The following is a 16,182-nucleotide window of genomic DNA, read 5'->3' on the forward strand; positions in this document are numbered from 1 at the left end:
AAGTACCGTGGCTGTAGGCTAAATCCGTCTGGGGTAAGGGGGAGATCGGCCTCAGACCGATTTGTGCAACAAAGCCGGCGCAGATCACTCAGCGCCAATCTGTTGTTTTCACTCCACAACTACAGCAGGCGATTAAACTCCTTTTATTGAACAACCTCGAGCTTGCGAAATATGCAGACAGTGTTGCCGAGGAAAACCCATTCTTAGAAGTGGAGCGCCCCAAAGCATTGCGCGGTCTGCCTTCAATGCCCGGCAAGTCTTCAGACACAAATGAATTTGATCCTGTGTCGCTGCTAGAAGACCGATCTGGTTATACGTTTCGTGCACACGTGTTTAATCAAGTGGATGAATTGATCAAAGATCCCAAAGAGCGCGCCATTGGCTACGCACTCGCGGCAGATCTTGAACCGACTGGTTGGTTCCCATCATCTCTGTGCCTCATCGCAGAGAACCTTAAAGTTGAGATCGACGTCGTTGAAGCCGTCTTGAAAAAGGTTCAAAAAGCCGAACCTGCAGGACTTTTCGCACGCAATCTTGCGGAGTGCCTTAAACTGCAGGTCAAAGGCGAAAACGAAGAGGACATGCGTCTCCTTACATTGATTGAAAACCTGAGCGTTATTCAGAACGGTGGTTTTCCAGAGCTGCGTCGCAAGCTTCAATGCAGCAAAGAAGAGTTGTCTGTGGCCTTGCGTCAGTTGCGCTCTTTGAACCCAAAACCCGGCCTTCAGTTGGGCGATGGAAGTGCAGAACCAATCCGTGAGCCTGACTTGCGCGCCTTTCAAAGTGAAACAGGGGAATGGCGCGTCGAATTGAACAAAGCGACTTTGCCAAGCATCCGTGTTGATGAAGAAATGGGTCGCGAAGTTCGTAAAGTCACGATGCAAGACGCCGACAAAGAGTTCGTTCAGGGCGCGCTTGGGTCTGCGCGCTGGCTTTCCCGCGCAATCGCGCAGCGCAATGAGACGAACCTGAAAGTTGCTGCTGAAATCGTGCGTTATCAAAAAGCCTTCCTTGAGGAAGGTATGCATCAAATGCGGCCTCTGAAGCTTAAATTGATAGCGGATAACGTCGGAGTCCACGAAAGCACGATCAGCCGCGTGACATCTTCTATGATGATGGAAACACCTCAAGGATGCTTCCCGCTTAAGATTTTCTTCAGCACTGCAATTGAAAGTGACGACTCTGAAGAGGGCGCATCCGCAATGATGATCCGCGAAAAAATTCGCAAAATGATCACTGAAGAATTGCCCAAGCGCCCGCTGAGCGATGACACCATCACAAGCGTATTGCACACCCAAGGTTTGCGAATCGCGCGTCGTACAGTTGCGAAATACCGCAAGCTCGACAATATCCCGTCATCATCGCAGCGACGCCGGAGCTACCTACTGCAAGCAGCGGCGTAATATTTCGCTATTTCGGCGCGCATTCGAAGCAAAGCCTATCCTAAGATAGCAGTTTCGCGCCGAAGTAAGTGAGACCTGCGCAGTTTTTCATCCTAAATTTAACACAACTTTCTGGAGGATTATATGTTTTCTGATTTCGACGATACAGACGCAAAGTGCGGTTTCATTGGCCCGAACGGTCGCCAGTTCAGTGCCCTGCGCGAAATGCTTGGCGCGAACAGAATGACGCTGGAAGAAGCTCAGAGCTTCGCCGTTTTTAATTCTCTTTCGTACGCTGATGCGGACGCGCATGACTTTTTGTTCGTCGATCTGGACGGCCTGGGCGGCATCGGCAAAGTGTTTGATCGTCTTGTGAGTCTTCGAACCAACTACCCGACAGTACCGGTGATTATGATCTCTAGCGAGTTCAAGCGTAATGACTTCGAAAGATCCCGTCAGGCGCTTGGCGATATTTCTTTGCGTAGCCCAATTTTATATTCTTCGCTTGAGATGTCTTTGTTCGAAGCGACGAAGAATAACCAACACTGGCAAAACAATTTGATCGACTACAATCAAAACGTTGCTGCCTAATACGTATTACACTCCACTACTACCAAGATCCTTCCTACCTCTCAAATTGAACGACTTACTACCCTTTCCAAATCTACCACTCACGGAGGGCGCAGGCGTTTTAGGACACCTGTGCCCTTTTAGCTAAATACACCACAAACTGATTTTTCTTTGAAATCAGTTCAGTTTTTAATCTGAGTTTTAAAATGCCTGACAAGAATTTTTTAGTCGAACGGCTGAAGAATGTAGGGCGCTTATCATCCCTATCCGAAAGCCCTGCGACACCGGACTATAATTTTCGTACAGATCTATTTCTACGTACGTGCCCCGACAAGACGCGTGTCTGGATGCAAAACCTGAAAATTAAAAACCTCAAGAAAGAAATTTCTTTGGGAGATTTCCCGGAAATGTCTTTTAGCCAAGCTCGTCATCTCGCCGCATGTAATCGAAAACTCATTGCGCGGGGCCTTAGCCCGTTTCCAAGAAAAATAAGCGACAGCGATCTTCAATTTCGAGATCAGATCAAGAGCATGATTACACAGGCTGACCAATCTGCTCAACGCAAAGCAGAGCCGCAACATCAAGCCGAGATCATCCCCATCCGACCGGCGCAAAAATCTGCTCCGTTGGACCTTTCTCCGTATAAAGTTCAGCCGACTAGCACGATTGACGATAGCAAAAAAGAAATGCCTAAGGCGTTGTTCGCCGCACAGGTCGAAATTCTTATCTCGAACGACGAAAAAGCGCCATACGAAGAGACGGAAGAAATTTCGACGCTCGACAAAGTTCCTGAACCTATACTTTCAACAAGAAACGCTGAGGAACTCGTCAACGACGCGGGTGCAAACCTGTCTGTTCTCGCAAAAGCGCTGGCGCTTAACGCACAAACTCGCGACCAGAAAGACCGTATCTACAATAGCTGTCTCGCTTTGCTTGATGAACACGGGCCGGATCTTTTGGACAGCGCTTGTAATCAAGCGCTCGTTGCAGGGACGAGCTCTCTCAGTGCTGTGGTTTCAGTCATTCGCAAACAAACTACTGACGACACAAAGTTTCACCCCAAGCCACCCGTAACAATCGCACATTCCAACATTCGCGGTGCAGGGTATTTTAATTAAAGGAAAAGACCATGGATACAACATCCCTTCAAAACACACTTCGTACACTTAAGCTTGATGGCATGGCTGAAGCCTTTGAACAATTAGTGGCCCAAAACGGAAGTCGCTCTGTCGATCCTGTCAAATGGATCGAAATCATGGCTCTTAGTGAGGAGCAAGCCCGTAGCGAACGTCGTTTTCAATCGCGGCTGCGCAGCGCAAAATTGCGCGATACTGAGGCAAATGTCGCAAACGTTGATTACACAACGATGCGTCAACTTGATGAGCCAAGGTTTCGAGAACTGGCTCAATGTAATTGGATCAAGGAAAATAGTTCTGTCCTGATCACCGGGCCTTGTGGTGTTGGGAAATCCTATCTTGCGTGTGCGCTTGGGCATGAAGCCTGCCGACAAGAGAAATCTGTATTATATTTCAGAATGCCTCGCTTTTTCAGCGAACTTGAGGCCGCCCGCAAAGCTGAGACCTACGAACGACTATTCAAGAAAATCATCCGCACAGATGTTCTAATCCTAGATGACTGGGGTCCAGATTTGATGACGGCAGCACAACGTCGGGATTTGATGGAAATCGTAGATGCGCGCTATGACAACAAAGCAACCATTATCACAAGCCAGCTGCCGGTAGAAAAGTGGTACGATGTTATTGCGGATCCAACCTTTGCAGATGCAATCCTTGACCGCCTGGTACACCGATCTCATCGGATTGCTTTAGATGGCCCCTCCATGCGGAAAGTAAACAGCGTAACGACACCTCGCAAGCCAAGCTTTTCACGAATTTTACAGGAACAACGTCAAGCATCCCCAGCTTAGCATCGCTCTGGGAATCATCTGTGATTCGAGCGCTTCGTCAAAAATTCACGACGAAGTTGTATCTTTTGATACTTCGCACAATATCTGGCCATTTTTAGTAACATTTTCAGATTGCTAACGGCCAAATATTGTGTGCTTACCGGCGCAGCAACACACTAAATAAAGTGGTTTCTACTGCGATCTTTACAACAGTGTTTCAGTAAAAGCGCACAAGCCCTGCCTATCTTTTGCTCGTTACTAAAGATTAGTCGAATGCGATATCTCCAAACTGGAACACAGTGCTGAAGGTCAAAATGGCGTATCATTCGAAAAATGGACACGAGTTTGTTGGCTTACGGGTCAATCTTGGTGGCGAAATGCAGGTCGTTTACGACGCTCTAGCCGGTAAGCGGCGCATTGTTTGGATAAAGAGCAGGGCCATCAAAACGACGCTGATCGATGAAGCCTTGCGCGAAAGCATTGTTTCTAAAAATGTTTTCTCTGGCCTAGTGACCGCACTGAATGCGCGTTCTATCGAGGTTGATTACCTAGATTAAAGGGGTTCACAGATACGGTCTGGGGTCTGCATCTATATAGCTGCCCCGTTTGTTGGTTTCCGACTTCTGCGCAGTACTGGGGTCACTTCCATTTTTTTGACGTCCCCCATCAATGTGGCTATCTAAAGATAGCCAACCTATCTAAGGTGGGTCTATTTATCGGAAAGACAGCGGGAAGCTTCTGGGTGGCCGTGGTAAAAAATGCCAAGCCAGCGAAGGAATCTCTCCATGGACAGTTTCAAAATCGACCCAGCCCACAGTTTTGGCCAGTCAAATGCGGTCCTCGCAGGCACTTCTGTGCAAGGTGATCACATTGTCCATTCCAGCGAAGACTTCGCCGATCGTTGGATTACACCTTCAATGCTTATCTTGTCGCTTGTGCCTCTTGGGCTCTGGTGCTGGTGGGCTGTTATTAGTGCAATCATCTCTTTGTTCTGATCGCGGCTGGTGACGCGTAATAAGTAACACTTTTCGTATAATGCAAAGGCCCTGTGCCTGAAGCTGCTTCTACCTTCTGGGCGCGGTTTGAGTACCCAGATAGCTTTCTAATAAGATCGGATTTTCAATGTTTTACAAAGACGAACGCATTGCTGTTTTTATCGACGGCAAAAGTCTTTTCGCCTGCTCTAAGGGCTTGGGCTTCGAGATCGACTTCAAGCTGTTCCGCAAGGAGTTCGCCCGGCGCGGTAAGCTCAATAAACTGTCGTATTTCACGACGCTCGTAGACAACGAAGAGTTCTCTTCCGTAAAGCCGCTTGTCGATTGGCTTACCTATAATGGTTACAACACTGTCACCAAGATGGTCAAAGAATACGTTGATCCCTCGGGCTTTAGAAAAGTAAAAGGCAACACAGCTGTCGAAATGACAATTGCTGTCCTTGATATGGTCCCTTACGTGGATCACATCGTCATCGTCACAGGCGACAAAGACTTCAAACCCCTTATCGAGGCCGTTCAGCAACGCGGTACACGCGTGTCAGTCGTTTCATCTATTCGTGTTCAGCCGCCAATGCTCTCTGACGATTTGAGACGGCAAGCAGACAACTTTATTGAACTGGATGAGCTGCGCAGTTTGATCGAAAAAGTACCTCATGGATCAAACGGCCTTCACCAGACCAACGGCGGTTTAAACGCGCCGGTGCCCCTAGAGCGGGGAACAGCATAAGAATAGCTCTTTCCTAAAAGTTAGAGTTTGTTCTGCGCGCAGGGTCTTGGACCTGTGTCGCAGGCAAAAACGTGAGTAGCGAGTACCTACGTTTAAGTTTGGCGCGCTCCTTCGGGGCGCGTCAAATACTTTTACCCACCTAGCGTGACGCGACATGCTTCAAAGCGCGCTGATTTCGCAAAATCACTAAAACCCGACCCCGAAGAGCAGCCAACTGGCAAAATTTTGACGGATAACGCGTCCAAGAACGATCTTTCACAATTTTTCTGACGAAAGACATGTCCAGCATTACTTACGCGCAATGGCGAGTGGTGCGCCCGCTTAGATATTCTCGAAATGTTGATCAGGCAACACTGTAGCGGTTTGGGCGTGCGGTTCCGGTCACTATGCGTCGGCGTTGAGATTATTTCAAATTTTTCGCGAAAAAACAAAAGAAACCAAGAAATTGGATGAATTTTCTTAACGGAATTCCACGATTGTCCAGAGATCAGAGTGGCCATCAGACAATTCGGTTTCAAGCACTCAGTGCGGACACAAGAAAGAGCTAGCCCATGAGCACACAGATCAATACCGATAACACCGGTTATCAGTCTCCACCAAACCTTATCACGCTCGATGATGGCCGCACGCTATACGTTTGGATCAACGATGCATTGCCCGATGGCAGTACAAATGCAGAAATTCAAACTCGAATTTACAACACGGATGGCACCCCAGCCACCGCACAAGTCAACTTAAGTTCTCTTGCTGCGGTCGATAATTACGACGGCTTTGATTGGGACAGCCTTGATGTCGACCTACTGCCAGATGGCAAGGTTATGCTCTCCTATGTCATCAGCGGTGGTGATGCAGGTTCGGGTGCAGAAGCTCCGGTCTTTGCGATCATTGAGCCTACGGCGTCCAGTGTAAACATCACGCAGACGACGACCTACATTCCACAAGTAGACGGTTCAACGTATCAGTCACCGCCAATTACAACCGTTCTTGATGACGGAAATGTTCTTTTCGTTTGGTCTGAGAACGCGATCAGCGACAACACGACTGTTGACCTAAACGGACGCGTTTACGACCCGGACACAAACACCTTTGGCAACCAGTTCCCAGTCGGCAATTTTGCGGTCGACGGTACTGATACGGCCGATGTTCCCAACATGGAGATCGTGCAACTCGCCAATGGTGAGATTGTTGTTTCCTATGTGCGTAACGCTGCCGAAGCTGGTGGTAACGAACCTGTATTCACGATTCTAGATTCAAGCGGTACTACGCTTGTGTCAGATACTGAATTCCAACAGAACGACACGACGAGCCTTGAATCCCCCGCGTTGATTACAGCGATGGATGACGGCAACTTCATGGGCGTTTGGATCAAGAACGGCTATTCCGACGACAGCGCGACAATGACCATGCAGGGCCGCATATTTGATGCGTCCGGCAACCCTGTCTCCAACGAATTCACACTGAATGGCCCAGGGTATTCAGTTGACGGCTTTAACAGCTACGACATCCCGAACTTCACAATTGATACTTTGGACACCAATCACATTGTTGTCTCCTATGTGAATGGATCGGTGAACGATGGCGGCTACGGAATTGGCAACGCCTCTGACAAAGCGCATTTCTCGATCATCGATGTATCCACTCCGGCGTCACCAACATTTGTCGCGCAAGATGTTCAAATCCCTGTAAGCCCAAACCACGGCTACAGCGGCCCTGCGCTGATCGAAGTGCTTGGCGAAACAGGGCAATTTGTTGCAGTCTACAGCGACGATAACGCGGCATCTGGCGGAACATACGGGCTCAATTACCGTATTTTTGACGAAACAGGCGCGCCAATAACAGGCGATATGCCACTGGTGGTTGGAGAGGCCAGCGCAGATGCGGTTTCAGGAAGCGACAGCTTTGACTGGGCTAATATTGACGTTGAATATAGCGATGGCAGCTTCACAGTAGGCTGGGTCGGACAAGACGACGGCTGGAATACGGGCGTGTTCTCGTCTGGTCCAATCGATGTCAGCGTCTATTCGAGCGACGGAATCGTCGACGGTGCTGTTTCTGCTGAAAGCATGAGTGTTGGCTACACCGACGCAGGCGGTGATGCGATCACTGATGGCGACGACATCATCTACGGTAACGATGGCAACGATTCCATCTATGCTGGTGACGGCAACGATACCGTCGATGGTGGGCTCGACGACGAATTGATCTACGGCCAACGTGGTAATGATGTGCTTGCTGGTGGCTCTGGCGCCGACCTGGTTTCAGGCGAAAGCGGCAATGATAGCATCGATGGCGGCGTCGGCGACGATATTCTGGTTGGTGGCCAAGGCAACGACACGATCCAAGGGGGCGATGACGCCGATTGGATAGGTGGTGACGGCCAGCTGTATGCTGTGAGCCAGTTCGCGTCTGGTCCAGGGGTTAACCCTACCAACCTCACGGTTGTCAACAACGCTGATGGCCCCATTACGTTGTGGTGGATCGACGAATCTGGCACGCCGGTTGAGTATTCAACGATCCAACCTGGCGAAACGCATGTCCAACCAACGTTTGAAGACCACAATTGGATCCTGCGAGATCAAGAAATTTACTTTCTTGAGTATATCGAGGGCGGACCAAATCAGACGATCAACTACGGTGCGGAAGGATTGGACGACACCCTCGACGGTGGTGCGGGCGACGATACGATTAAAGGACAGTTTGGAGACGACTCAATTGATGGCGGCAGCGGTCAAGACATCATCTCCGGTGGCACCGGCCAAGATACGATTGATGGCGGCAGCGGCGACGATACCATTTATGGCGAATACGAAGCGACTAACACTGTCTCAATCACAAGTTCGAACTTTAGTGACACTTCAAATGGTTACGCGGTTACGGCTCAAAATATCGTCAGCGGCGCATATTCGAGCCCAAGTGCTGCAAACGTATCAACCTTTGGACCTTCATTTGGTGCAAACGGTGTTGTTTCTGATACGGACAGTGGCGTTGATGCGCAGACAGCCTACGACCTTGCTTCTGGCCTAAGCGAATTACTCATCGTCGATTTTGATAACCCGATCGATCAGTTGAGTTTCACAACATACAGCTTACAAACCGCGAATTTTGCGGAAGTAGGACACTACGCACTCTACAACAATGGCACTCTCGTTTACGAGACTGATTTTGTTGACAGCACCGGGACTGGCACAGACACATTTGACGTCTCGGGCCATGGTTCTTTTGATCAAATTATATTCACTGCGTTAATTCAGACCGACCTTACCGATGGTTCGGACTACGGTATTTCCGATATTACTTTCACACCTACACTTGTTGGAGACGACTACATCGACGGTGGCGCAGGTGACGACAGTATCGACGGGGGCGTAGGCGCGGACACGCTCATTGGGGGCGCGGGTGCCGACACGATTGACGGCGAAACTGGCGACGACATAATCTACGGCGATTTTGACACAAGCGATACACCACCAGCGGGTTTTGATCATTACTATGCAGCACCAGCATACGTCATCGGACAGAACTTTGCGGTTACGACACCTAATCCCAACGGCGGGCCAGAAGCCGAAGAACTAAAAATTACAGACCAACCGCTAATCGTTCGATTCACCGACAACGATTCAGTTATTGACGGCGATAACATTAGCAACGAAATCGCAAACGATCTTGACCAAACTATTGAGGTGAATGGGGTCGAGTATAACTATGCCGTCGACTATTCTTTGCAATATGCTGACTCAAGCAACGTAATCTATACCTTCTACATGCTGGACCTTGATTTGGACGGCAATGGTCTGATGGACCACGGTAGTGATGGTGGCAATAACAACGTCATGCTGCAGGTTGGCGGGCCAACTCTTCCCGCAGGTGCAGATCTCACAATCGTTCCGAACGGATTGGTTGGTGTTGAATCCTTAAATTATGACAGTTTTGACAATCTAAGCGCTTATAACTTTGATGATAGTCTCACTGGTGCCGATGGCGATGACACAATCGTTGGCGGTGACGGCAGCGATGAAATCTATGGTAACGCGGGCGATGATCGTCTTGATGGTGGCCTTGGCAACGATACAGTTTACGGTGGCACTGGCAGCGATACAATCCTGCTCAACGACGGTTATCTTGGTGATAGCATTGTCGGTGGTGAAGATCCTGACAACCTTGATGTCGACACTCTGGATGCGTCGGGTGTTACCAACGACGGTGTCGACGTATTCATTTCGGGCGGCGAGTCCGGTTCCATTACCTCGACCGAGGGCACCGCCAATTTCTCCGAGATCGAAAGCTTTACGCTGACCGATCAAGCTGACAGCTTCAACGGCAATTTTTCGACTGCTGACATAACGGTTGACGCCGGTGCGGGCGACGACACGCTTGTCGGTGGTGCAGGAGACAACACACTTCGTGGCGGCGATGGCGATGATGTCTTTACGGTTGGCATAGGTAATGACACCATTTTTGGTGGCACTGGTTCGGACACAATCATCGCCGACGATCCAATCGAGCTGACGTTTACAGGCGATGGTCAAGGCGTTTTCAATGATATTCCTGACAACGATAGCGGGCAGTTCCAAGAGATTGAAGTCATCCAAGGTTCCTCAGGCGATGACAGTCTAGATGCGAGTGGCGACAGCACTGGTGTAACACTCTTTGGCAATGACGGCGCGGATACAATCATCGGCGGCTCGGGAGGCGACAGTCTTAGCGGCGGAAATGACAACGACACCATATCAGGTGCTGAAGGTGACGATACGATCAACGGCGGCGCGGGCAATGACACCATCTATGGTGATGAAAGCGCCGCGTTTGTCTATAACACTGCTGATGGCCAGCTCTTCACCTATGATCCAGTCTCAGGCACGTCCACCCAATTGACATCGGGGTTGATGACCTACGGCGATATTGCGACAACGCTGGACGGGACTCTCTATGGTGTAGTGCTCGATTCGATGGAAACCTCATCGGATGCCGGGATCTATGAAATCGATCCAGTCACGGGCAACGAAACCCTAGTCTATGATCTACCTGAAAACGTGGGCTGGAATGCGGGGCTGGCCTCCGATCCGAGCGGAAACCTGTATTTCGCCGATAGTGACTTAGGCACGGTCACCCGGATTGAGCCTGATGGGCTTGGCAGCTTCACCAATCCAACGGTGGTCCTGAATTATTCCGGGAACATTACCGACATCGCATTTGTCGACGACGGCACCGCCTGGGTTGTCTATGCCAACAACACCATCGAGGCCTATGACGTCGATGGATCGGGCAACTTTACGACCCCTTCCAGCCTTGGCTCGATCCCGGGCGCCAGCTTTCTGACGGGGGTAGTTCGTGCTGAAAATGGTCTGATCTATGCAACCGATGAGGACGGGGCGGTGTTTAGCACCGACCCGACGAGCTTGCCGCCGACCTGGACAGCGGAGGCGGGCACTGGGGATACCATCTACGGTGTCGCCTCCATACCTGCGGGGCTGTCTTCGTCCGGAAATGACACTATTGATGGCGGAACGGGCGATGATACGATCGTCGCCGGTGACGGTGACGATACGATTGATGGTGGTGCAGGTGCAGACTTACTTATAGGTGGTAGCGGAGCGGATGTTTTCATTGCCGATGGCACCAATGATACAATCAGCGACTTCGATACGACCACGGGTATCGGCAATGCAAGTACGACTGACAACGACTTCATTGATCTGACTAGTTACTACAATCAGACCAATCTAGACGCCTGGAATGCTGCGAACCCTGGCCAAACCTACGCATCACCTTTGGCATGGCTTCAAGCGGATCAGGCAGATGGCACGCTGGACCAAGCGGACGGGTTGCAAATTCAAGAAGGCGGTTCTGCTGTCGCCCCAAGCGCCTTGACCGCAGAAAATACAGGTGTTGTGTGCTTTGCTCAGGGAACACGCATTCGTGTGCCGGGCGGGGAAATGCCAATCGAAATGCTGCGTTCAGGTGATCTGGTTCAAACACGCGATAATGGTGTAAAGCCGATTGTTTGGATCGGGCACAGATCGCTGGATCAAGAAGAGCTACTTCAAACACCCAATCTGCTACCAGTTTTGTTGAAAGCAGGTCACTTCAATCTCGAGCACGATCTCATCGTGTCACCACAGCATGGTATTTTGCTACGAGACCCAAACAACGGTGGCACCGATGTGCTGTATCGCGCGCGCCACTTGGCTGAAATGAAGGGTGGCGGCGCTCGCATAATGAAGGGACGCCGGCGCGTAACTTATTTTCATATGTTATTTGACCAACACGAAGTGGTGTTTTCAAATGGCATACCAAGCGAAAGTCTGTACCCTGGACCGAGGGCATTAAAGAGCCTGAGCGCGCCCGCACAAATCGAAGTCTCAACACTTTTTCCTGACTTAAAAAATCACAATGTCATAAACGCGTTTGGCGCCCCAACGACGATTTATTCACGGCGCAAAGAGTTGCCCGCTCGTCTCAGGGAGATCCGAACAACACACTGAGAAAGCAGTCGCATTGGCGTTCAAAAAAGCCAGTGTGCGCACTTAGAAGTCTGCATAAAAAGATCATATTACCCCTTAAGAGTACGAACTCGTTTTTAGGAAGCCTTTGCCTTCAAGGCGTGTTTTCTGTAATGTTCTACGTCAAGCGAAAGCGCATAATTGGTTATCCTTGCGGGTGCGTTCCAAAGGCTCGAATTTAACATCGAAATTAGAAAGTAGTGTAGAATATGAAGGGTACTGTGTTTGTTGAACTTCTTAAGATGGCGGAAGATGCGTTTGGAGAAGACGTTGTCGATCATGTATTAGATAATACAGACTTGGAGCATAATGGCGTCTACACAAGCGTCGGCAATTACCCATGCTCTGAACTGGTGAAAATTGTCGACGGTTTCAGCGAACATTCAGGCCTAAGCCCAAATGTGTTACAAGTAAAATTCGGTCACTGGATGCTGGAACACTTTGCTCAAAACTATAGTGAATTCTTCACCGACAAAACTGGCTCGTTCGAAATGTTGGAAGCGATTGACCAAGAGATTCATGTCGAGGTGAAAAAGCTGTATCCAGATGCTGAGTTGCCAAGATTTGCGACAGAACGAATGGCGGACAATCACCTTTCCATGAAATATTCATCACCGCGCCCACTTGTCGGCTTTTGTCACGGGCTTATAGAAGCCTGCGTCGAACATTTTGATGAAAAAGCGAGCATTGCACGTTGTCCAGTTGCGCACGATGAGACATCGACAAAGTTTGACATCAAACTCGAAAGCTAGAACGGCATGAAGGAGCCGATTTTAGAAAAGTCGAGCCATGTCTCTCGGCGAAGATACGAGCGGGAGCAAAAAGCACGCTTGGAAGCCGAGAAACTCTTGGAAGAAAAAAGTCGCGCGCTTTATCTTGCAAATGAAGAGTTGAATGATCGGTCCAACACGCTTGAAAAGGCAGTTGTTGCACGAACGATCGAATTGCAGCTGGCGGTAGAGCAAGCAAAAGCTGCGTCTTCAGCCAGAAGCCGGTTCATCGCCACCATGAGCCATGAGATCAGAACGCCTTTGGGTGGCCTGCTGGGCATGATTGATTTGCTCGCGTTGGATGAAGACAACGAAAAGAAAATTGAGCTACTAAACTACGCGAAGACTGCCGGATCGAGCTTGGCGCGTATCGTAAACGACGTTTTGGATTTTTCTAAAATGGACGCGGGTGTGTTCGTGTCTGAGGACGAAAAAGTAGATCTGCGTGCACTCATCGAGGGCATACAAATTCTCGCAGACGCGAACCCCGATTTTCCAGAGCGACAAATTAGCTGCGATATTTCTGATGATGTCCCTCAGCTGTTCATAGGAGACGCCTCGCGTATTAGGCAGGTGATCTCCAATCTGGTCAGCAATGCGATCCGGTATTCGACCGATGGCCCTATTATTATTTCAGCGAGCTCGAGCCCTCATCCGAGTGGTGCTTTGCTGAAGCTAGAAGTGCAAGACTTCGGCGTTGGGATTCCAAAAGACAAAATCACCGACCTTTTTAAAGATTTTACTCAGGTTGCGAATTCACTCACTGCCGCAGCTCAAGGCGCGGGCCTCGGTCTTGCTATCTGTAAACGCATAATGGATGGGATTGGCGGCGAAATTTATGTCGAAAGTGAACATGGCAAAGGTTCACGATTTTGGTTTGAATTGCCTGTAGAGGTTGTTGCGCCCGCTGCCTTAAGCGACACCACGTCCGACCACACATCTAAGACTGGCGAAACTGTCAAGTTGGATGGCAAGCATGTCCTGCTTGCGGAAGATAACCCTATCAACCAAGTGTTAATCACACGATATTTGCATCGTTTGAACATGAGCGTCGAGCTGGCCGACAATGGCCGTATTGCCTTGGAAAAATTTCAGCCTGATGCATTCGATCTTCTCCTGATTGATATTGCAATGCCCGAAATGGACGGGTTCGAGGCGACCAAACTCATTCGTGAGAAATGGGCCGGCTCCACGTTCCCACCAATCATAGCTCTGACGGCGCATGTTCTGGACGCGATCGAGGACAAGGTGTCGTTGGTTGGCATCGACAAGGTTTTAACGAAGCCAATCTTGTTCGAAGATTTTGAGAAGGAACTCAACGCAATCCTCAGCAATGCCGCTTCTGTTGCAAAGGATTCAGACCCGAAGAAACCAAAAGAGGGGCATAATATCATGCATCTGCCCCCGCATCTATCACAGGAGCTCTTCGCTTATTTTTCTGTGGAAGAGCTTCAAGAGTTGGTCCGAAAGTTTGTCAAAGATAGCAAAACTCAAATCACAGAAATGTCGGCAGCAATAGAAGCAGCGAACTACCCGATTGCACGCTCACATGCCCATTCTCTGAGAGGGGCTTCACTGTCATTAGGGTTTAGCGATTTGGCAGAATTAGCGAAAACGGTCGAAACTTCGTCAGATCAGCCGCGACCTTCAGTGGATAAAGAATTAACGATGCAGCTTGCTCTAAAACTACAAGAAGTCGAAAATAGCTTAGGACCGGTTTACGACCCGTCCTTCTAAAGACTGCTTTTTTCAGCAATACCCATATCAAGTGTACAAACGTCAAACGCCCTCCTGTAAACGAGGAGGGCGTAAGAGAAGCGCGTGACACCAATAGTCTGGATTAAGGTGCCTTACCGTGCTGTGATCTGGATCACCTCAAACGGATTGAGCGCAACATTGAACGAAGCAGAAGAATAGGCATAATCCGTCAGCGTTGCGCCGGTATCATGCTCGTTGAGGTAGTAGTTTTCACCGTCAATGACCACTGCTTCTGCGTTAACCATGGAACGCTGGGCCATGGAATACAGCCGACCATCTGACGTCTCTTTGTCATATCCAACTTTAACAGCCGTCGCAGAGTCAAAGTTTGGAAGAAGTTCACTAAGATCAACTTCGAAAGTCTCGGCAGCGTCAGAATTGTTCGCTAGGTATAGTACAAATTCACCAGATTTTTCGAAAGCGGCAAGCTCCATGTTGTCGTCAACGCTTTCAAGATCAAGCTTAACCAACTCCATACCCGGCAAAGCGTCTGACATAAGGTCAAAGATGGCACCACGCACCGTTTCAACTACACGGTTTTCATCGTCCGTCTCAACGACGCCATCATCTGGACCGCCAAGGTCATTGGTGGTGTTGTGCACAAGCGTCCAGACGGCTCCTTTGTCCACGCCAAGCTCAACCATGTTTTCAACCATCTCTACCATCACGCCGACGCCCTTCATGCCATAAGTCTCTTCGTTAGAGGCTTTCACATTCCACTCAGTGACATGAAAATCGAGGTCTTGATCAAAGTTCTGTTCCCAAACCTGCAAGTCAAGATCGATATAGTTCACCTCTCCTGATGAGTCGTTGAATGAGCCGGAATCTTTGTTCCAGTAGTAATGCTCTACAACACCATCCAGTTCGCTTTTGGCCGCTGTATCGAGTTGATCAATGATCCGTTGGTTCGCATCCGTCAGACGTGCAGTAAAGCCGCGGTCATCAACACTTGAGTGGAATTCAGACTGCGCAAATGTTGATCCCATTTGAACCAAGATATCTGCGTCTTCGGATCCGGCCGCATCGATACCGTTTGACAGTGCCTTGATAGCGATATTTGCTTTTGCGCCATATTCGGTTTCGCCCATCAGATACCAGTATTCGTTGCCAATCTCGAACGCATCAACAACGTCACCATACTCGCCCATGACAAGTTCAGCCCACTCTTCCAGCCCTTGGCCGTATTCATCTGTGGATAGGTGACCTGTGGGGATCGTAAGCGTCACGCCGCCATTTACAGCGTCGAGGAAATTCGTCAGTTCAGGACGCAACTGTCCTTCGTCTGTGAGTTTCGTGATATCGATCCAATCATCATCTTCGACGTCGCCTGCGTCAGGCTCGGCTTGTCCTGCAGGGAAACGTAAATTCTCAATCTCAAACGCGTTAACAGCACTTTCAAAGGTGTCCGTAAGCGTCCCATCTTCAGTATGTATGGAATACACAGCATTCGCGCCAAACAGGTCGTCAGATACGACTTGCCCCGTACGTACAAAACCGTTGTTATTGAGCTGATCCTCTTGGCTCGCTTCGAAGAACTCAGCAAGGCCCGTGAAGCCTTGTTGATCATCAAGCGC

The 16,182-nt window shown here is 49.6% G+C and carries 10 protein-coding genes and 2 pseudogenes; 11 read left to right on the forward strand and 1 reads right to left on the reverse strand.

What is annotated here, in order from left to right:
* Positions 1-83: 83 nt before the first annotated feature.
* The 11 genes and pseudogenes from rpoN (at position 84) to ACTG3Z_RS16900 (ending at position 14,587) form a co-directional block, all read left to right on the forward strand.
* Positions 84-1,403, forward strand: a complete 1,320-nt coding sequence (gene rpoN / locus ACTG3Z_RS16850) for an RNA polymerase factor sigma-54 (RefSeq protein ID WP_439144181.1) — start codon at positions 84-86, stop codon at positions 1,401-1,403.
* 123 nt (positions 1,404-1,526) lie between these two features.
* Complete coding sequence (locus tag ACTG3Z_RS16855) at positions 1,527-1,973, forward strand: hypothetical protein (RefSeq protein ID WP_439144173.1); 447 nt, start codon at positions 1,527-1,529, stop codon at positions 1,971-1,973.
* 185 nt (positions 1,974-2,158) lie between these two features.
* Positions 2,159-2,416 (forward strand): annotated as a pseudogene (locus ACTG3Z_RS16860) (Arm DNA-binding domain-containing protein); the annotation flags it as partial.
* Between the two features lie 66 nt (positions 2,417-2,482).
* On the forward strand, positions 2,483-3,070 hold the full coding sequence (locus ACTG3Z_RS16865) for a hypothetical protein (RefSeq protein WP_439144182.1): 588 nt from the start codon (positions 2,483-2,485) through the stop codon (positions 3,068-3,070).
* A gap of 11 nt (positions 3,071-3,081) precedes the next feature.
* On the forward strand, positions 3,082-3,879 hold the full coding sequence (gene istB / locus ACTG3Z_RS16870; protein WP_439144174.1) for an IS21-like element helper ATPase IstB: 798 nt from the start codon (positions 3,082-3,084) through the stop codon (positions 3,877-3,879).
* A 278-nt stretch (positions 3,880-4,157) separates the two neighbouring features.
* On the forward strand, positions 4,158-4,415 hold the full coding sequence (locus ACTG3Z_RS16875; RefSeq protein ID WP_439144175.1) for a hypothetical protein: 258 nt from the start codon (positions 4,158-4,160) through the stop codon (positions 4,413-4,415).
* 228 nt (positions 4,416-4,643) lie between these two features.
* On the forward strand, positions 4,644-4,853 hold the full coding sequence (locus ACTG3Z_RS16880; RefSeq protein WP_439144176.1) for a hypothetical protein: 210 nt from the start codon (positions 4,644-4,646) through the stop codon (positions 4,851-4,853).
* Positions 4,854-4,980: 127 nt separating this feature from the next.
* Entirely contained in the window at positions 4,981-5,580 is a 600-nt protein-coding gene (locus tag ACTG3Z_RS16885) for a LabA-like NYN domain-containing protein (RefSeq protein WP_439144177.1), read from the forward strand.
* Between the two features lie 551 nt (positions 5,581-6,131).
* Positions 6,132-12,062 carry a Hint domain-containing protein gene (locus ACTG3Z_RS16890; protein WP_439144178.1) on the forward strand — a complete coding sequence of 1,977 codons (5,931 nt, stop codon included), beginning with the start codon at positions 6,132-6,134 and terminating at the stop codon, positions 12,060-12,062.
* Between the two features lie 239 nt (positions 12,063-12,301).
* Complete coding sequence (locus ACTG3Z_RS16895) at positions 12,302-12,832, forward strand: heme NO-binding domain-containing protein (protein ID WP_439144179.1); 531 nt, start codon at positions 12,302-12,304, stop codon at positions 12,830-12,832.
* Between the two features lie 6 nt (positions 12,833-12,838).
* Complete coding sequence (locus ACTG3Z_RS16900; protein WP_439144180.1) at positions 12,839-14,587, forward strand: ATP-binding protein; 1,749 nt, start codon at positions 12,839-12,841, stop codon at positions 14,585-14,587.
* 113 nt (positions 14,588-14,700) lie between these two features.
* On the opposite strand, the pseudogene ACTG3Z_RS16905 reads toward ACTG3Z_RS16900, so the two are convergent.
* A pseudogene (locus ACTG3Z_RS16905) lies at positions 14,701-16,182 on the reverse strand (type I secretion protein); the annotation flags it as partial.

Origin of the sequence: Planktotalea sp. (genome assembly GCF_965659345.1) — a bacterium.
In the GTDB taxonomy this organism is placed as follows: Bacteria; Pseudomonadota; Alphaproteobacteria; order Rhodobacterales; family Rhodobacteraceae; genus Planktotalea.

Excerpts from the sequence above, each read along its gene's own strand:
- ACTG3Z_RS16880 (WP_439144176.1), top strand. The coding sequence starts at position 4,644 with ATGGACAGTTTCAAAATCGACCCAGCCCACAGTTTTGGCCAGTCAAAT.
- ACTG3Z_RS16865 (WP_439144182.1), top strand. The coding sequence starts at position 2,483 with ATGATTACACAGGCTGACCAATCTGCTCAACGCAAAGCAGAGCCGCAA.
- istB (WP_439144174.1), top strand. The coding sequence starts at position 3,082 with ATGGATACAACATCCCTTCAAAACACACTTCGTACACTTAAGCTTGAT.
- ACTG3Z_RS16855 (WP_439144173.1), top strand. The coding sequence starts at position 1,527 with ATGTTTTCTGATTTCGACGATACAGACGCAAAGTGCGGTTTCATTGGC.
- ACTG3Z_RS16890 (WP_439144178.1), top strand. The coding sequence starts at position 6,132 with ATGAGCACACAGATCAATACCGATAACACCGGTTATCAGTCTCCACCA.
- ACTG3Z_RS16885 (WP_439144177.1), top strand. The coding sequence starts at position 4,981 with ATGTTTTACAAAGACGAACGCATTGCTGTTTTTATCGACGGCAAAAGT.
- ACTG3Z_RS16900 (WP_439144180.1), top strand. The coding sequence starts at position 12,839 with ATGAAGGAGCCGATTTTAGAAAAGTCGAGCCATGTCTCTCGGCGAAGA.